General features: G+C 53.9%; 17 protein-coding genes. 2 read left to right on the plus strand and 15 right to left on the minus strand.

What is annotated here, in order from left to right:
- The first annotated feature begins 42 nt into the window (after positions 1-42).
- Positions 43-1,587, plus strand: coding sequence for a diguanylate cyclase (locus B9K09_RS12475; RefSeq protein WP_256574012.1), 1,545 nt, complete (start codon positions 43-45; stop codon positions 1,585-1,587).
- Here the strand turns inward: B9K09_RS12475 and B9K09_RS12480 are convergent.
- From B9K09_RS12480 to selD, 9 genes are all read right to left on the minus strand, one after another.
- Positions 1,571-2,368 carry an acyl-CoA thioesterase II gene (locus B9K09_RS12480; RefSeq protein ID WP_087519085.1) on the minus strand — a complete coding sequence of 266 codons (798 nt, stop codon included), beginning with the start codon at positions 2,366-2,368 and terminating at the stop codon, positions 1,571-1,573. The two genes, B9K09_RS12475 and B9K09_RS12480, sit on opposite strands and share 17 nt — an antisense overlap.
- A gap of 184 nt (positions 2,369-2,552) precedes the next feature.
- Positions 2,553-3,326, minus strand: a complete 774-nt coding sequence (locus tag B9K09_RS12485) for a CHAD domain-containing protein (RefSeq protein ID WP_087517105.1) — start codon at positions 3,324-3,326, stop codon at positions 2,553-2,555.
- Positions 3,327-3,439: 113 nt separating this feature from the next.
- Positions 3,440-5,428 (minus strand): DUF3488 and DUF4129 domain-containing transglutaminase family protein, encoded by a 1,989-nt coding sequence (locus B9K09_RS12490; RefSeq protein ID WP_087517106.1) that lies wholly within the window; start codon positions 5,426-5,428, stop codon positions 3,440-3,442.
- The gene (locus B9K09_RS12495) at positions 5,421-6,284 is read right to left on the minus strand and encodes a DUF58 domain-containing protein (protein WP_371917407.1); all 864 of its coding nucleotides are present in this window, start codon (positions 6,282-6,284) and stop codon (positions 5,421-5,423) included. Before B9K09_RS12495 ends, B9K09_RS12490 begins: the two co-directional genes overlap by 8 nt.
- A 113-nt stretch (positions 6,285-6,397) precedes the next feature.
- A complete protein-coding gene (locus tag B9K09_RS12500) occupies positions 6,398-7,315 on the minus strand; it encodes a MoxR family ATPase (protein ID WP_087517108.1) in 918 nt (305 codons plus the stop codon).
- A gap of 174 nt (positions 7,316-7,489) precedes the next feature.
- Entirely contained in the window at positions 7,490-8,098 is a 609-nt protein-coding gene (locus tag B9K09_RS12505; RefSeq protein ID WP_087517109.1) for a flavin reductase family protein, read from the minus strand.
- A gap of 35 nt (positions 8,099-8,133) precedes the next feature.
- Positions 8,134-8,412, minus strand: coding sequence for a hypothetical protein (locus B9K09_RS12510; RefSeq protein WP_087517110.1), 279 nt, complete (start codon positions 8,410-8,412; stop codon positions 8,134-8,136).
- 98 nt (positions 8,413-8,510) lie between these two features.
- Positions 8,511-9,611, minus strand: a complete 1,101-nt coding sequence (gene mnmH / locus B9K09_RS12515) for a tRNA 2-selenouridine(34) synthase MnmH (RefSeq protein ID WP_087517111.1) — start codon at positions 9,609-9,611, stop codon at positions 8,511-8,513.
- A complete protein-coding gene (gene selD / locus B9K09_RS12520; protein ID WP_087517112.1) occupies positions 9,611-10,645 on the minus strand; it encodes a selenide, water dikinase SelD in 1,035 nt (344 codons plus the stop codon). The genes mnmH and selD overlap by 1 nt, the downstream gene beginning before the upstream one ends.
- A gap of 110 nt (positions 10,646-10,755) precedes the next feature.
- Between selD and B9K09_RS12525 the strand changes: the two genes are divergently transcribed.
- On the plus strand, positions 10,756-11,787 hold the full coding sequence (locus tag B9K09_RS12525; RefSeq protein ID WP_087517113.1) for a patatin-like phospholipase family protein: 1,032 nt from the start codon (positions 10,756-10,758) through the stop codon (positions 11,785-11,787).
- Between the two features lie 61 nt (positions 11,788-11,848).
- On the opposite strand, the gene B9K09_RS12530 is transcribed toward B9K09_RS12525, so the two are convergent.
- From B9K09_RS12530 to B9K09_RS12555, 6 genes are all read right to left on the minus strand, one after another.
- Positions 11,849-12,937 carry an AI-2E family transporter gene (locus B9K09_RS12530; protein ID WP_087517114.1) on the minus strand — a complete coding sequence of 363 codons (1,089 nt, stop codon included), beginning with the start codon at positions 12,935-12,937 and terminating at the stop codon, positions 11,849-11,851.
- Positions 12,938-13,066: 129 nt separating this feature from the next.
- The gene (locus B9K09_RS12535; protein WP_087517115.1) at positions 13,067-13,876 is read right to left on the minus strand and encodes a DUF4892 domain-containing protein; all 810 of its coding nucleotides are present in this window, start codon (positions 13,874-13,876) and stop codon (positions 13,067-13,069) included.
- On the minus strand, positions 13,876-14,538 hold the full coding sequence (locus tag B9K09_RS12540; protein ID WP_087517116.1) for a glutathione S-transferase family protein: 663 nt from the start codon (positions 14,536-14,538) through the stop codon (positions 13,876-13,878). Before B9K09_RS12540 ends, B9K09_RS12535 begins: the two co-directional genes overlap by 1 nt.
- Before the next feature lie 50 nt (positions 14,539-14,588).
- The gene (locus B9K09_RS12545; RefSeq protein WP_087517117.1) at positions 14,589-15,458 is read right to left on the minus strand and encodes an alpha/beta fold hydrolase; all 870 of its coding nucleotides are present in this window, start codon (positions 15,456-15,458) and stop codon (positions 14,589-14,591) included.
- Positions 15,455-16,279, minus strand: a complete 825-nt coding sequence (locus tag B9K09_RS12550; RefSeq protein WP_087517118.1) for an alpha/beta fold hydrolase — start codon at positions 16,277-16,279, stop codon at positions 15,455-15,457. Before B9K09_RS12550 ends, B9K09_RS12545 begins: the two co-directional genes overlap by 4 nt.
- Positions 16,280-16,365: 86 nt before the next feature.
- On the minus strand, positions 16,366-17,019 hold the full coding sequence (locus B9K09_RS12555; RefSeq protein WP_087517119.1) for a LysE family translocator: 654 nt from the start codon (positions 17,017-17,019) through the stop codon (positions 16,366-16,368).
- Positions 17,020-17,040: the final 21 nt, after the last annotated feature.

Here is a 17,040-nt window from a genome sequence, read left to right on the forward strand (position 1 = left end):
AATCTTGATCTCGCACGTTTTCAGGCTAACCAAAGGCGGCTAATGGCGGTCTTGTTAGTCTTGGTGCTGGTGATGGCGGCTATTGTTGGCAGCGCTCTCTGGATGGTCGTCAGGCAGGCCGAAACCCTTGCAGCACCATCGCTGCACAGTGAGTTATGGCGCTCTTATCAAGTCAATGCACAAATTCGCCGCACGCTTGCAGCCGCTGACGCCTACAAGCATAGCGAGATCGATGGCGATGATTTAGTCGTGCAGTTGCAGGTTTTACGCAGCGTCACCCGGTATTTTGAAGGCCAACACCTGTTCCGTTTTTTACCCGTCAAAAGACCCGCCGCCGAAGAAGCTCTAGCTGAAGTCATACGACTCAGCAAAAACTGGGATAAGCGGGCCGTATGGGGTGATCATAAAAGCGCAAGCGCCATTGCCGATGAGGTTTCGCTAAAGCTGCCGAATCTACTGACACCAATGATCGACGTCATGGTTTCAGCCAACATATCGCTGTCAAACGAGCTTGACGATGACCGGCAACAGATACACGCCCTCTTTCTCTATCTAGGCTGGTCACTGCTGGGTTTGCTGATTGGCGGCGCACTCTTGGTCGCCCGGCTGATCATCAGTTATCGCGAAGTCAGACGGCTATCGTTGCGTTTGGGTGATCTCAATCAAAACCTGGAAGCACGGGTCAAGGAACGAACCCAAGAGTTATCAGACGGACAAGCACTACTCAACTTCATACTTGAAGCCAGCCCCAGCGATGTGGCCCTGCTCAACGCAAACGAAACCCAGGTGCATTTTGTTAATAAGCGCTTGCTTAAACGTAGCGGCATACAAAATCAGCAAGACTTCTCTATCAATGCATTGTTCGCAGAGCCAGATGAAGGCGAACGCTTTCTGGAGGCACTTGAGGCTAGACATCAAGTCAACGACTGGGAAGCGCTTCTTGCGGCAAAAGAGCCCTATTGGGGGGTTATTTCAGGGCGCGTACTGGAGCAAAAGGGTCATACCTCCTACCTCATCTGGTCTTATGACATCAGTGTTCGCAAACAAATGGAGCAAGAGCTGTTAACCCTGGTAAACACTGACAGCCTGACCGGCATCAACAACCGCCATGCATTTATCCAGATGGCGGATGATTTGCTCAAGCTGAATAATCGCTATAAGCGCCAATGTGCAGCGTTGATGATCGACATTGACCACTTCAAACAGATCAATGATTTGCACGGCCACCAGATCGGTGACGTGGCCCTACGCATCGCAGCAGAGACACTTACCAAAGGGTTGCGTGAAGTTGATGTGCATGGACGCTTGGGTGGCGAAGAGTTCGCCATACTTCTGCCTGAAACGGATCTAGATCAGGCCCAACAAGTTGCCGATCGCTTACGCGAGAATATTGAGTCCATGCGCGTTCAACTGCCAAATCAGACAGCACTGAGCATGACTGTCAGTATTGGTTTGGCGTTAAGTCATGCACAGGAAGATCTTGACCACTTGCTGGGCCGAGCTGATGCAGCGTTATACCGAGCAAAGGCTAACGGCCGTAACCAAATCGAAACGGCCGATGAACCTGTTTTCAGGCAAAAACAGTAACGGTCTGCCGGCTGATTGCCAACAATTCGCCCGAGCACGTCCACAGTGCAGCTGCTACGTGTCCATAGCCATCACGCGCGTATTCAATATGCGCCCGGTATAGATACCAATCATTAGAACTCAGCTGCTTGAGCGGCTGCACAAACTCAATGGTCCAGGTCAACGTGCTGCCCGGCGCTGGCATTTTCAAATGTGGCAATACCGCCGGTGGCCAAGCATCTACCAACGCCAACAAATGCGCCTCGGTAATCGTTTGAGGTTGCTCCTCACCACGAAGCTGAACCCAGCCCCCCATTTGCCGCTCAGGTTTACCTGTAAAAGGCATGGCGCCAATAGCCCAACGCATGGCTAAAAACCGGGTGAACTCCGGCGTCACCTGGGGAATAAAAGGCAGCTCCTGGCAATCTTCAGCCGGTGTAACTTGCGGCGCTGGCTCGGCATCGACGCCAATCACTGAATCGCGCGATGCGCCAAAGCTACCCTGAATCAAGGTCACCACTTGGCCTTTCTGCACCGCACGACCGAGCACCTGGCTTACGGCCTTACCTTCGCGCAGCACTTCAGCTTCAAAACTAATCGGAACACCCGGCTCAGCAGGGCCAACGAAAGTCACAGCCAGTGAGCGCACTGGTCTCCCGGCGATAACTTGCGCTTTCATGGTCTCGTAGACTAACGCCGCAACCAAACCGCCAAAGCTTGCTCGGCCTTGCCCCCATACTTGCGGGATCACCACATTGGCAGGATTACTACGGACGGCTTGGAGCAATGAGGAGAAAGTCATAAGCATCTCGAGGATTCAGGACGAAGATGATCTTAGGTGAAAATTACTTGCAGATGAAAGTAGCCACATCATCCGCTAACCCGGCTATTTTGCTCGGACACCACAGATTGCGCTGGATACAGCGGACTACATGGTAAGCACCATGTCCAGATAAACCGCAAATTTGACTGCTTCGCCCTTTTCCCTAGATCTTTTTACTCAACTTTAGCCTTAAACCAGCGAGTGCCTCGGCAGCTTTCGCCTCAGCACGTTGCAAGCCGGCTTGCCAGATCGAGATGCAGACCACCAAGTCTGTTTCAGTTTCGCTAAGCATCAACCATTGCAATAAATCATGCCAATTACCCAGCGCTGACTGGGCTTGTGCAAGAGCTTTCTGGCTGGCGGCATTGAGTGGTGCTACATCCGGGTAGGCCTGTGCGTTGTAGCGCACACGTTTGACCAACAGGCGCAGGTCGTGCCAGTCGTGTAACGGGTCGGCCAATGCATTGATCAGCCGTAGTTGGGCTTTTAGCAATCGGGGCTCAAGCTTGTGTTTCGTGGCCCGTAACGAGCCATCGCGCTCAGCGAGTCGCCATTGTCTGGGCCACTCATCAAGCGCGTGCAACAGCGCAGACAATTGATCGCTTTGCAGAATCTGTTGATAGCTTTGTAACACGCGTCGTTGACGCTGCAAGCTGAGTTCAGGGGCTTGTTTTTTAAGCTGTAACTCAGCCACCAACACTTCAAGGTCACGCACCGGCCCAGACAACCTGCCAAGCTCTGCGGCATGTGCCTGGAGTTGATCGCAGACTGGCAAACCCCGTAACGGTTTAAGCAGGCTACGCATACGACGCAAATTAATGCGCAAATCATGCAGTGCCTCAGCATCAGTTGGAGTTTGCATACGTGCTGTACAGGCAAACAAACTGATTTGAGTCTTCAGCACCAAGGCACTGATGCGATCAGCAAATGCGTGCATTAGTATTTCCTCGACAAATACCCATAGCCTACCGGGGCCATGTTGCACCACAAGCAGCCAATAGTCACAAAAGGTTTAGCCGCAACTGGCTATACGGCTATACGGCTATACGGCTATGGCCGAGTGAAACGCCAAGGTAACGCCTTACGCAAGACACGCAGGTGATATCTAAGCGCTGACACGGACTGACGCTCACCAGCGTAACGCTGCGCTTCAAATGCGGCGGCGAACTGTTCAATTTGCGTTGTTTGCCCAGGCATTGCTTGCGCTGCTCGCTGGGCAAAGTCACGTGCCCCTTCTGCCGGGCGGCGAACGATCCCATGGCGCGTCAGCAAACGCTCAAACTGGCTGAATATTCGCTGCTGCTGATCACGTTGATACTGCCACGGCTTGAATAAAAACAGAGCGAGCAAACCGAGCACTATTGCTCCTCCACCCACCAGACTCAACGCCAGCCAGCGACCGTCAACTTTGCCAAACCAACGCTGAAACAGTTGCAATTGCTGTGCGCCCTGATAGCCAAGGACCCAGCGCTGCCAGTCGTAATTGAGTTGATCCCAGCCTAATCTGAGTTGATTAAGCCATGCCAGTTGACGATAACGAAGCGGCGAGAAAGGAGACTTTTCGAGGAAGCTGTCTTCACCCGCTACGGCCTCCTCCAAACCCAGTTCAATGCGCTCAGGTGCGACTTCAAAAGTTGGATCGGCTCGGGTCCAGCCCTTGCCCGCTTGCCAATACTCAACCCAGGCATGCGCATCAAACTGACGGACCTGCACATAATTACCAGAGGGATTGAATTCGCCGCCTTGGTAGCCCGCAACTACCCGCGCAGGTATCCCCGCAGCGCGCAGCACAAAGGTCATTGCGCCCGCGTAGTGAGCGCAAAAACCGCTACGGGTTTCAAACAGAAAGTCATCAATACTATCAACCCCAACTGCTTTCGGACGCAGCGTGTAGTGATAGGGTTGGCGATTGAAATTGCGCAAGACCGCCTGCACCAGTTGCTCGGTCTGAGGGTATTCGCGCTTGAGTTGCTGCGCCCACTCCCGACTGCGCGGATCACCACTATCCGGCAACTGCAGTAACCGCTGTAACGCTCTTGCCGGGCTCGTGGATTCACGCAACGCTTGTGGCCAAGAGGTAACGTCATACAGCAAGGATCGGTCGACAGGCCTTTTCCGCTGCAAGCGAAAATCACTCATCATGTGGGTGTCTTCGAGCGTGGTCTGGGCAACATCCAACGCAAATAACCACTGCCTCGAACTGGGTTGCATCACGATGCTGTAACTAATTGGCTCGCCCTGCTTTTGCCATGACGGTTGCAGTGGCAACTGGGCAAAATTCGACTGTGACCAACGCCGACCGTCAAAACGATCAAGCGTCAGGGCGCGCCAGTACAATTGATTTCGCGATGGCGCCTGTCCCTCAAAGCTGGCTCGGAAGGCCAGTTCGCTGGACTGGCTCAATTCGGCAATATCAGCCGGCGCCATGTTGTCCGACAGCCCGGTTACACCTTTGGAGTTTGCTCCCGGCAGCGACCATAACGGTCCCATACGCGGGAAGAATATGAACAACAACAGCATCAATGGCAGCGCCTGCAGCAGCAAAGTCCCGGCCAGCTTTGCTGTTGACCAAGGGCGTGTCGCCAGCGCACTTTGCTGCAGGCCAATCATCGCTGCCAGCAAAGCAGCCACTGGCAGCAAGCTAAAAGCTGCGGTGAGCATGCTGTCATCAAACAAATAGCTTGTGACAACGGTGAAGAAGCCAAGAAAGATAAGAACCAAGGCATCACGGCGCGTACGCACTTCAACCAGCTTCAACACAAAAGCCGCGATCAACAGCACCACACCGGCATCTAATCCAACCACACTGCCGCGCGACAAAAACACACCGACGCCAGCGCCAAGCATCAACATGGCTTTGAGCCAGGCCTTGGGAAACCGCGCACGCATGCGGTATATCTGCACCCGCCATACTGCACAGCCAAGCCACAAACCCACCACCCACAAGGGCAAGTGAGTGAGGTGCGGGATGATCACCAGCACTTGTGCAATCAGCAGCCATGTCAGGCTGACGCGCGGAATACTCTGCTGGCTACTCATTCATCGCACTCGGCGCTTCGGCGGGTAAGCCGTATAAAGCAAGTGCACGCAAGCATTGCTGGCAATGCTGCTCGCCACTGCTGGCGGCGATATGGGTGCCAGGTAAATCCAATGAAAACAGCTGCTGACGCTCTGTCAGTTGTAAAACCCAAAAGCACAGCAGTGACAGGCGAGCCTCGGTATCGCCTGTCAGTGCATTAAAATCCAGACAGGCATCACGGCCACTCAATGTCGCGAAGTCTTTGACCAATAAACCAAGGCCTCGCGAATATGCCTTCCAGTGCAGGCGGCGTTTCGAGTCTCCGGGCTGATAAGCTTTAAGCCCTTGAAAATCATCAGCGCCACTGCCCTGAGCCCGCACACCTTGGTCTTCTGGATCATCACTGCTTCCAGAGCTGAGCGGTAAGTCACCTTCAATCGGGCGCGGATAAACCAGCACCTGCAAATCCAGGTCAACCCAGCTCCACGCCAGCAAAATACCCAGCGGGAAATGGCTCTCAACCCGCATTCGGCCTGGTCGCAACCAGCCACGAGCGTTGGCCGGTAATGCAAGTTCAGCATCGCTCCCGGACAATGCTGCGACGTCAAACTGTAGTAAGTCATTTGCCTGCCAGCCCAACGCAATCGCCTCATGCGCTCGCTTGTCACTCTCAAGCCTCACTCTAAAACGCGCATGCTCACCGACAAACACCGGCTCGGCAGAACCCGACTTAAGCGTTAAGCCGCTGAGATTGAGATAAGTATGCAAGATGGCGACGATAAACACTGAGCCAAGCAAAAAGGTCAGCCCGTAAGCCAAGCTGTTTTGATAATTGATCGCGGCCAGCAACATCAGCATCAACGCCAAAACGAACATCACCCCAACCTTAGAAGGGATGATAAATATTTGCCGCTGGGTCAACCGTAGACATTTCGCAGGCGGGATGCGCCGCGACAGCCAACGGTCCCACCGTGGTTTAAGGCGCCGAATCAAATCGCTGAGATCTCGCGTAACAACCACTGCACCAAAGTGCCGCCGCTGTGGCCGGTAGGATCTGCACGCTCACGTAAACGGTGACCGACGACGGAAGGCAATACCGCTTGCACATCTTCCGGGATCACATATTCGCGCCCCTCAAGCAGCGCCCACGCCCGAGATGCGGCCAAGAGTGCTAGGCTTGCTCGCGGTGAAAGCCCCCAAGCAAACTGCGGCTGGGTACGCGTTGCCTCTACCAGCCGCAAAACATAGTCAACCAACGCATCGCTGACCCGAACTTTGGGCACTTCACTCTGTAATAAAGCCAATTGTGCGTGGTCCAGTATTGGCGCCAACTTAGGCAACATCGTGCGCCGTGCATCCCCCATCAACAGCGCTTTTTCTGCAGCTTTTGCCGGATAGCCCAAAGACAAACGCATCAAGAACCGGTCGAGTTGTGATTCCGGCAAGGCAAAGGTACCGCCTTGGCTAACCGGGTTTTGTGTTGCAATCACAAAAAATGGATCAGGCAGCGCACGGGTTGCGCCTTCAATGGTGACTTGGCCTTCTTCCATTGCCTCAAGCAGCGCACTCTGGCTCTTGGGGGTGGCCCGGTTGATTTCATCAGCCAGAACCAATTCGGCAAATATTGGCCCTTGGTGAAAGACAAATTGCCCGGTGTCTTTATCAAATACAGAGGTTCCGAGAATATCGCCCGGCAGTAAATCAGAGGTGAACTGAATCCGCTGGAAGCTTAACCCCAGCACTTTTGCCAACGCCTGACTCAGCGTGGTTTTACCCATGCCGGGTAAATCTTCAATCAACAAGTGACCACGCGCCAACAAGCACGCCATTGCGAGTCTGACCTGCTGTTCTTTACCCAGCAGTATTTCATTGACCGCACTTAGGCATGCGTCTAGTTGGGTGCGCATCATAAACTCCTACGACAAGTTAACCTGATGCTACTGGCTGTCACAGCTTCGGCAAAGGGCCATGTAATCTTTACTCACGAAACTGTGAGCAGCGCCCTCAATTAACCAAACTGCGTTACACGTGATGAACGCTTACTTGAGTACAACAGTGTGCGAGAAAAAAGAATTGAGCGGTCAGCTCGGCCGTGTCATATCAAATGTCTCACGTGTGCGGGTATACGACATGCCGCCCAAACGCCCGACAACATCCAGTTTGTGCGGGTCAACCCGGCCTTTTTCACTGAGCACAGCATCATCGATGTGTGCCAGCAAAACCTCGGCAAAAATCAGATTACAGTTGGGATTATTCTGCGGGAAAGGCTGAATCTGCGAGACTTTGCATTCAAAGGTGACCGCAGCACCCGCGACTCGCGGCACCGCAACCCGCTCACTGGCGAGGCTCGCAATGCCACATCGCTCAAACTCACTGACGCCATGCTCCAGGATCGCTGAGCTGGCGTTCATCGCTTCTGCGTGCTTAAACGAGACAAGCTGAATGACCAGCTCGCCGGTCTCTTCGGCATTACGCAACGTATCTTTGAGGCTGCCGTCAGAATGATGATTAACATTGACCATCAAGGTCGGCGGCTCATCGCTAATCACCTGAAAAAAACTGAACGGCGCGAGATTGCTCACCCCGCTAGCAGAACGACTTGATACCCATGCAATGGGCCGAGGTGTGACAGTCGAGGCCAACCAACGGTAGGCATCAAGCGCTGCTAACTGACTAAAATCGATGAGCATCTGCAACTTCCTGAGCGGTTTTTTTTTCGCGTATTTTAACGGCCAGCGCGGGACTCACCGATGTAAAAGCGAGCTTTTTGAGCTTTGCTGGTGCAACCTTCATAGGCTTCAAACTGCTGCTGAGTTTTAGCCGCCGTCAGCAGTGACAACGCCTTGGAATAGCTAACGGTGCCCGTAAAACCTTCAGCCTTAGCCAGATCAAGCTCTTTCCACGCGGCATCCAACTGGTTGGCGCAGCTATCACGATTAACCGTTTTGCCTGAGCAACCGGCAAGCAACAGAACAACTAAGGGTAAGCAGATCAAAGCTTTCATAGTGCCTCTCAAATTTCAGGTTAGTCCGGTGACCAGCAGTATTTGCAGCCAGCCGAAGTGTGCAACTGTTAGCTATGACAACATTAAATCGAATTGGATCAACGCGTTGCACGCTCTCGTAGATACTCAACAACAGCAGTTTGCTCACCAGTGAACTCAATACGTCCTACTTTGTGCTCGTGCTGAAATACATACATCGGATCGTAATACTCAACCAATAGCGTTTCGATCCAACCACGGTGAAGGCTGACATCGTTGTTGGCCTGTTGCTCGATCAAGGCTTGATCCATGATCGCGGCTAGCCGTTGGTATCGCTCGCCGCCCAAGCGCTTGAGAATATTAGCCAAGCTTTGTTGCAAGCGCTCAGCGAAAGCTACAAAGCCCGCTTCTTCGCCTAACAATTCGACAAACTCAGCGCGCAGGTCAATCACGTAGTCTTTTAGAATTCGCTCAACACGCCCTTCTACACTGTCTTCAAGCCAGACCAGCGGAAAACTTTGCATAGCGTCATACAGTGGCAAAGGCAGCGAACAACGGCCGATGATTCGGCCCTCGTCTTCAAGCACGAATTGATTGATATCGCGCTCACGTTTTTTCAGGATGTCGATGGCCAAGGCATTTTCAAAATCAATCTGCATCGGCTGGCCGGTCGCGCGCTTACCAAAGCTCGAACCCCGGTGGTTGGCATGCCCTTCAAGGTCCAAGCTATTGGCCAATTGTGCAACCACTTCGGTTTTACCCGTGCCGGTCATACCGCCAACGAGAATAAACTGGCTTTGTTGTATGGCTTGCTCTGTGGTTTCAATCAAAAAACCGCGCATGGCTTTATAACCGCCCACTACACGCGGATAGGCAATGCCTAGCTCGGACTTCATCCATTGCTGCACGAGTTGCGAACGCAGGCCACCACGAAAGCAATATAAATATCCCTCTGGGTTGGCCTTGGCAAAAGCCGCCCATGCCGCCAAACGATCGGCCTTGATCTGGCCATTAACCAGTTGATGGCCCAGTTCAATAGCCGCTTGCTGGCCGTGCTGCTTGTAACAGGTACCTACCTTTTGCCGCTCGATGTCATCCATCAGCGGTAAGTTAACGGCACCGGGAAATGCTCCCTTGTTGAACTCAATCGGGGCACGAGCATCCATCAGCGCGGTATCTTGCAAGAATATCTGGCGGTAGTCATTGGTGTCGTCACGCATTACACCACCTCAACCGCATAGCTCTGTCGCTCAAACATAGCGCCAATCGACTCAAGACTCAGGCCGCACTCACTGGCGACTTGCAGAAACTCGGCCTCACCTTCAGGGGTTACAGCAACCAGCAAGCCACCACTGGTTTGCGGGTCGCACAGGAGTAATTTGCACAGTTGCGGCAATGGCGCAATCTTGTCGCCATAGCTATCAAAGTTGCGCAGCGTTCCACCCGGAGTACAGCCCTGCTCCAGATAATATTCAACACTCGGTAGACGCGGCACATTGGCAAACTCAATGCGTGCAGTCAGACCGCTGCCATCCGCCATTTCGACCAAGTGCCCCAGCAGGCCGAAACCGGTGACGTCGGTCATTGCCATGACACCCGCCAACTTGGCAAAACGACTGCCCGGCTTGTTTAGGGTGCACATCAAGTCACGCGCCAGGCCGATGTCTTCATCGCGCAATTTGGCTTTCTTTTCGGCGGTGGTAAGAATACCGATGCCCAGCGGTTTGGTCAGATACAGCTTGCAGCCGGCGGTGGCAGTGTCATTGCGCTTCATGTGGCGCTTTTCAACCAAACCGGTAACGGCCAGGCCAAAGATAGGCTCCGGCGCGTCAATCGAGTGACCGCCAGCCAAGGCAATACCTGCCTCGTCGCAGATAGAGCGGCCACCGCGAATCACTTCACGCGCGACTTCAGGCGCCAGCACATTGACCGGCCAGCCTAGAATCGCAATGGCCATCAGCGGGTCGCCCCCCATTGCATAGATATCGCTGATTGCGTTTGTGGCAGCAATCCGTCCGAAGTCATACGGATCATCAACGATGGGCATAAAGAAGTCGGTGGTCGAAACCACGCCGCGCTCAGCATCAATCTCGTACACCGCGGCATCATCGCGTGACGTATTGCCGACCCAAAGTTTAGGGTCGAGGTTCTGCGCACCGCTGCCGGCCAGAATCACCTCCAGAACCTTGGGTGAAATTTTGCAGCCACAACCGGCACCGTGGCTGTATTGGGTCAAACGAATTGGCTCACTCATGATTTCTCACTGGTCAGGTCGACAGGCGGGCACATTCTAGCAAATGCAGCCTTGGCGCTAGCGCCTCTCGCGAGTATGTTGATAAAACAAAGCGTTATGAGGGATTTAAGGTGAAAAAGCGAGTCGCACTGGTCTTGGGGTCAGGAGGTGCACGTGGTTATGCGCACATTGGTGTTATCGAAGAACTAGAATCCCGTGGCTACGACATCGCATGTGTTGCTGGCTGCTCCATGGGGGCTGTAGTGGGCGGTATTTACGCCGCCGGCAAACTCAAAGAATACAGTGAATGGACGCAGAGCTTAGATTACTTGGATGTCCTGCGCCTGCTCGACGTCAGCTTTCGGCTAGGCGCTATTCGCGGCGAGAAAGTATTTGGCCAAATTCGCGAAATCGTCGGCGAGGTCAATATCGAAGACCTGCGTATTCCTTTCACTGCTGTTGCGACCGACCTGACCAATCAGCAGGAGATCTGGTTTCAGGAAGGTAATTTGCATCAAGCAATGCGTGCATCAGCGGCGATTCCGAGTCTCTTTACCCCTGTCATTCAAGGCTCACGCATGCTGGTCGATGGTGGCTTACTTAATCCACTGCCTATCGTTCCAGTAGTTTCGAGCCATTGCGACCTGATTATCGCGGTCAATCTCAATTCAACCAATCAGCAGCACTATCAACTGCCAGTTATCGAGCGCCCCCCAGCGATCAAGGGCCGCTTTGATGTCATGATGGCCTCGCTCGGCTCACGCCTGCCCACATTGCGTCGAAAAAACGCTGAAGGTGAAGAGCAAGTACTCTTACTTGAAGATCGCGCCGCTATTGAGTACGAGTACATTTTGCAACCTGACCAGCAGCCGCCTGCCGCGCCCGAGCCTGAGGCCGAAGCAGCGCCAAAGTCTGCCTCTGGCTCACGCATTGCCAGCGTTGGCGGCCCGGCCTCGTTGTTAGAGTTGGTCAACCAGAGCTTTGAAGTGATGCAAGCATCATTGGCGCAATACAAGATTGCTGGCTATCCGCCGGATATCCTGATCAATGTGCCTAAGCGCGTGTGCCGTTTCTTTGAATTCTATAAAGCCCCGGAGCTAATCATGCTCGGCCGCCAAATTGCCAAAGATACGCTGGACAAGTATGAGCGCGGCGATCACTAAGACCCAATACTCAGCAGACGCCGCACAATCAAAACGACCGCCTTTTGGCGGTCGTTTTCGATTAGACGGGTGGCTGCTCTTTACTGAGCATGACTTCCCCCGACTCCGTCTCAAGCCTGGGTCGCCCATGCTCGACCCAGTCGGTGACCAGGTTGTAAGCAACCGCCAGTAAGGTTGGCCCCAGGAACAGGCCCATGAAACCAAACGACAGAATGCCGCCAAGCACCCCAAGCAACACCACCACAAGCGGTAAATTACCGCCTCGGCTGATCAGGTAAGGCTTAAGAATATTGTCGACACCACTAATGATCAACAACCCCCAAATGCCGAGGAAGATCGTCATGCCGACCTCACCATTCCAGGCCAGCCAAGCCACGGCTGGCACCCACACCAAGGGCGGAAACATCAACAGACTGGCGCCAAAGGTCAGCAAGCCAAGAAGTAATGCCCCCGGCACGCCTGCAATCAAGAAACCGATGTAAGCCAATACGGCCTGTGCAGCAGCCGTACCAATCACACCGTTGACGACGCGCTGGACAGTGCCCGCAATCAGGTTCAGGTAATGGTCTGCACGGTCTTCGATCAAACGTTCAAGCAGGCTGCGGGCAAACGCAGCAAGGCGCGGGCCGTCGCGGTAAAAGAAAAACACCAGCACCAAACTCAACGCCAGTTCGAGCATGCTCCCGCCAATCTGCGCACTGCGCTCCAACAGCCAATTACCAACTTGACCGAAGTAAGGTCGTAGCGACTCAAAGAAGGCAGCGCCTTGCTGGTCAACGGTTTGCCAGAGTGAAACCAAACGATCACCCACCAATGGCACGCTCGCAAGCCAATAAGGTGGAGCAGGCAACCCCGTTACCTGAAGGTTTTTGATCAAGCCGGTGGCATCGCGAATATGATCCGCCAAGTTATAACCGAGCAACACCAACGGCACCGCAACCAGCACTATCCAGCAGAGTGTCAATATGGCTGCTGCCAATGACTCACGCCCTTTGAGCAAGCGGGTTAACCAGAGCATTAATGGCCAACTGGCGAAAGCCAGCACAGCAGCCCAGAACAGCGCCGACCAAAACGGCGCAAGCACCCACAAGCTTGCACCCAGCAATGCCAGCAGCAATATCTGCACCAGCAGGCGATCGTTATTGAGCATTTATACGTTCCTAATAAAGGACAAAGGCCCTGTGGGTTAACACAGAGCCTTGTTAATCAGCCAAGGAGCTTGCCTTGGTTGATGTCGCAACAGTAAGCGGGTGCCGAGCTGCGGCGAATATTCTGCTTTTCAGCGAAGTACATTCACCTGCAAACCTGCAACATCCGCATCACCCAACTCAAGCCGTGCACTGCGCACACGTTGCTCGACTAGCGCCTCGCGCCAGCTTTCTGCACTGGCGCCAGCAAGGCTTACACGCATTGTGCTATCCGAATTCAAAGCCCGCGACAGTGCTTCAATCCACGCAGGAGTTGGCTCCTGTTGATTGGACAAGTTCAACACGCCAGTGGTTCGCAACTGCCTTAATAGTGTTGCAGGGGTTGGCACTATCTCAGCTAAAGCCGTGTCGTTGGCGAGTAATTCGGCGTGTAAATATGCCCGACGATTACCGCGAGTGATGCTGTATAGCGCAAGAAGACTGTCTTGCTGCGGCTCTGCCAGTCGAAACAAGGCAAACGACTGTTGCTCATCCGGGCCATACAGGATTGATTTGGAGAAGACCGAATTAGCCCACAGGCTACTCCCCCCACAATCACGCCCCTGACACCAATAAAGCATCTGGGCATCCTCGGCCAACAGCGCTTCACGGGTGGTATTGAACACATCATTAGAGCTGTGCGTATCTGGCAGCCGGTAGGTTATGGTCGTGAGCTGGCCCTTGAGTTGAATTTCATTCTCATAGCGCAAACGGCCGCTAATCCGGCGAATGGAGCCTTGCGGATAAATGCGCTCCTGACCCGGTTCGTCGCTGTAGCTGATGATTTCGCTACCCGCAAAGCGCGGCATTATGGGTAAATCCTGACTGCCAGGCACATCTGCAAGCACTGCCGAGCTGAGCAGCATACCGACAACAACATAAAAACTACGTAGACCGACCATTAGCGAGCCAACATTGTCTGCGCGGAGTTAACGGCTTTTGCACCGCCTTCTTCGCTGTGTGGAATGTTCAGGCCGCGCTGCACTGCTGGCCGCTGAGCAATGACATCAAGCCAGCGCTGAAGGTTGTCTAGCCCATCAATTGAAACCCCGGCCCACTCATGGAGGCGCACCCAAGGAAACGTCGCGATATCCGCGATGCTATAGCTCCCGGCTAAATACTCAGCCTGCGCCAACCGCGAGTCGAGCACCTCATATAAGCGCCGAGTTTCATGCTGATAACGATCGATGCCCACCTGAATTTTCTCAGGTAAATAGCGGTAGAACACGTTGGCCTGCCCCTGCATTGGGCCAATACCGCCCATTTGGAACATTAACCATTGCATCACCAGCGAGCGCTTTTTGGCATCCTGCGGCATTAACTTTCCGGTTTTCTCGGCGAGATAGATCAGTACAGCACCTGACTCAAACACAGCAAAATCATCATTGCCACGGTCAACAATCGCCGGGATTCGTCCATTAGGGTTAACGTTGAGAAATTCTGGGGCTTTCTGTTGTTTCTTGTCGAAACTCAACGCGTGCACGTTATAGGGTAGCTCAAGCTCTTCGAGAGCAATCGCTACTTTGTGCCCATTCGGTGTCGCCGCGGTGTAAAAGTCGATCATGTGCTTCTCCATTGCAATGGCACCACCATTCCCCAGTTCGGTTTACCAAGTCAAGAAGCGTGCATAAAGCGATTGAAACAGTCTGCTACGAGCAGCGCACCGGGCTCATCATCAAGGTGCAGATGGTGACCGCCCGGCAGAGTCGTTACCGCGAAATCAAGCTGGCTGACAATTTTGTCGAAACTGGCCTTGGCCTTGCCCAGCAAGATGCCCTGCTCTGCCACAACCAAACTCACTGGACAGGCCACTCGCTTGGCAAACGCCATCGCCTGAGCGTGGGTCAGTAACAGTTTAGACGGCAAAGTGAGACGGCTGTCGGCGCGCCACGAATAGCCGCCGGGCACCTCAAGCAAACCGCGCGCCGCCAAGAACTGTGCGGCCTCAAGGCTAACTGAGGTCATGCCGTTCATGCGCATTTCAACGGCGCGCTTGAAGTCGGGATGAACTGTTTTGCGTTTTTTAGCCAGAAGCATCTGCGCAACTAACGCATCACCGAAGCGCTCAGGCGCATCCTCGGCTTCCAGGGTGTGCGGAGTCACCCCATCAATCAGTGCCAAGCGCTCAACCCGTTCAGGCAAGGCGCCAGCCAGCAACAAACCGACAATCGCCCCCATTGAGTGGCCGATGACACTGAATTTTTCCCACTGAAGAAACTCAGCCGCCTGCACTACATCGTAGACATAGTCCCAAATCGCATAGCTGACGCCCGCTGGCCGATGCTCGGATAACCCATGCCCGGCAAAATCCAATGCCACAATACGCAAGCCTTCGAGCTTAGGCGCCAATCGGGCATAAGTTGCGGCGTTATCCAGCCAGCCGTGCAAGGCAATGACTGGCTTGCCATCTTCAGGCCCATAAACCTGAGCGGCGAGTTCGATATGTGGAAGGCGTAAACGCAGCTCTTCAATATTCGGGGTCATGCAGTGTCCTTACTTGAGTCGTCATTGCCACTGCTGCTCCAGCGGCTAAAAAATGACTTTAACAGTTGCGCGGTTTGCAACGGATGTTCCAAAGGAAACATGTGACCACCCGGCAAGGTCAGGTACTCACCGTTAGGCACACGACGTACATGCCGCGTGTGATGCGGTAACACCACTCGGCTATGGCGACCACGGACCATCACCAGCGGCACTTTTAGCTGCTGCGGACGACCAGCACTTATGTGCGGCACATTGCGGTAGATACTGATTTCTGTCGCCGGATCAAAGCGCAGGCGTAGCCCTGCTCCCGCTGGCTGCAAGCCATGCTCGATGTAGGCACTTAAACATTCGGGGTCAAACCTGCGAAACAGGCTTTTACCGGCAAAGTAACGGTGCGCTTCGGCGGCATCAGCAAACTCTTCGCGCCGGCCAATGGTTCGCCCAGCGGGTGTGATGCGATCAATAAAGCCAAAGCGCTTGGCTGCGCGAATGACCATTTGATCAGCCAAGGTTAACAACGGCGAATCGAGCATGGCGACGCCCAGATACAACTCCGGACGTAACTGTGCGGCGTGGTAATGCAGCACGCCACCGAGCGAATGCCCCACACCCCAAACCGGCTGATCCAGCTGCTCGAGGTGATGAATTAACTCACTAACCAGGTTGCCCCAGTTTTCATTAACCGGAAAATCAGGGTTGTGGCCGTGCTGACCAAGATGCTCGACCCGATATTGCGGCGCCAGCGCGTTGAACAACTTGGCGTAGGTGGCTGCCGGAAAACCGTTAGCGTGGGCAAAAAATACAGTTTGAGGGCTCGGCATTGGTTCACTCAATCAATCGAAACTGAGCGAATTGTCCAGCACCCACGCTGCTACCACAATGACTGTAACTGCCAGTGATGATGGTGCTATTGCCAAACACCCGTTGCCACAGCCACGCGAACGAGGATCGCTGCAGCGACAAAAATAAAAACCACACCGCAGAATAAATCGATAGTGGGCACCAGGCGCATCAAGCGTACTTGCAGGCTGCGATGGGTTAAACCAATGCTCAGCAGGCTAAACCAAAGCAACCCAACGCCAAACAATATAGTTGCTGCAGCCACCTTGCCTGACACTGACATATGCGCCGGAATCAAACTGCTTAACAGCGCCAGGAAAAACACCAATGCCTTGGGGTTGAGTATGTTGGTGGCAAAGCCGCGCAGCCATGGTCCCAGTGCGGAGGGTTCCAAGGCGCGAGTGAACTGTCCGGTTTGTACGGCTGAGGGGCTGAAACGTGAGCGTAAAGCGCCAACCCCCAACCACGCTAAAAAGCCTGCGCCAGCGACCTGAATCAAATTAAACAGTATCGGCGAACTGCTAAGCAGCAATGACACGCCGGTTAGCACCAAAATACCGTGCAGCAAAATCCCGCAAGCAAGGCCTAACGCACTGAGCAAACCGCTACGCCGACCTTGGTGAATCGAGGTGCGTACAACCAGCGCCACATCTGGCCCAGGACTGATAAGCGCTAATACGAACACAGCCGTCAGCGACAGCAAGACAGAACTCTCCTGCATGGCAATCTCCACAAGATCAGG

The sequence above is a fragment of the Pseudomonas sp. M30-35 genome (genome assembly GCF_002163625.1).
In the GTDB taxonomy this organism is placed as follows: domain Bacteria; phylum Pseudomonadota; class Gammaproteobacteria; order Pseudomonadales; family Pseudomonadaceae; genus Aquipseudomonas.

What these genes read in the sequence shown, in the direction of transcription:
- B9K09_RS12475 (WP_256574012.1), top strand. Translation starts at nt 43, where the DNA reads ATGGCGGTCTTGTTAGTCTTGGTGCTGGTGATGGCGGCTATTGTTGGC.
- B9K09_RS12480 (WP_087519085.1), bottom strand. Translation starts at nt 2,368, where the DNA reads ATGACTTTCTCCTCATTGCTCCAAGCCGTCCGTAGTAATCCTGCCAAT.
- B9K09_RS12485 (WP_087517105.1), bottom strand. Translation starts at nt 3,326, where the DNA reads ATGCACGCATTTGCTGATCGCATCAGTGCCTTGGTGCTGAAGACTCAA.
- B9K09_RS12490 (WP_087517106.1), bottom strand. Translation starts at nt 5,428, where the DNA reads ATGAGTAGCCAGCAGAGTATTCCGCGCGTCAGCCTGACATGGCTGCTG.
- B9K09_RS12495 (WP_371917407.1), bottom strand. Translation starts at nt 6,284, where the DNA reads ATGTTCGTTTTGGCGTTGATGCTGATGTTGCTGGCCGCGATCAATTAT.
- B9K09_RS12500 (WP_087517108.1), bottom strand. Translation starts at nt 7,315, where the DNA reads ATGCGCACCCAACTAGACGCATGCCTAAGTGCGGTCAATGAAATACTG.
- B9K09_RS12505 (WP_087517109.1), bottom strand. Translation starts at nt 8,098, where the DNA reads ATGCTCATCGATTTTAGTCAGTTAGCAGCGCTTGATGCCTACCGTTGG.
- B9K09_RS12510 (WP_087517110.1), bottom strand. Translation starts at nt 8,412, where the DNA reads ATGAAAGCTTTGATCTGCTTACCCTTAGTTGTTCTGTTGCTTGCCGGT.
- mnmH (WP_087517111.1), bottom strand. Translation starts at nt 9,611, where the DNA reads ATGCGTGACGACACCAATGACTACCGCCAGATATTCTTGCAAGATACC.
- selD (WP_087517112.1), bottom strand. Translation starts at nt 10,645, where the DNA reads ATGAGTGAGCCAATTCGTTTGACCCAATACAGCCACGGTGCCGGTTGT.
- B9K09_RS12530 (WP_087517114.1), bottom strand. Translation starts at nt 12,937, where the DNA reads ATGCTCAATAACGATCGCCTGCTGGTGCAGATATTGCTGCTGGCATTG.
- B9K09_RS12535 (WP_087517115.1), bottom strand. Translation starts at nt 13,876, where the DNA reads ATGGTCGGTCTACGTAGTTTTTATGTTGTTGTCGGTATGCTGCTCAGC.
- B9K09_RS12540 (WP_087517116.1), bottom strand. Translation starts at nt 14,538, where the DNA reads ATGATCGACTTTTACACCGCGGCGACACCGAATGGGCACAAAGTAGCG.
- B9K09_RS12545 (WP_087517117.1), bottom strand. Translation starts at nt 15,458, where the DNA reads ATGACCCCGAATATTGAAGAGCTGCGTTTACGCCTTCCACATATCGAA.
- B9K09_RS12550 (WP_087517118.1), bottom strand. Translation starts at nt 16,279, where the DNA reads ATGCCGAGCCCTCAAACTGTATTTTTTGCCCACGCTAACGGTTTTCCG.
- B9K09_RS12555 (WP_087517119.1), bottom strand. Translation starts at nt 17,019, where the DNA reads ATGCAGGAGAGTTCTGTCTTGCTGTCGCTGACGGCTGTGTTCGTATTA.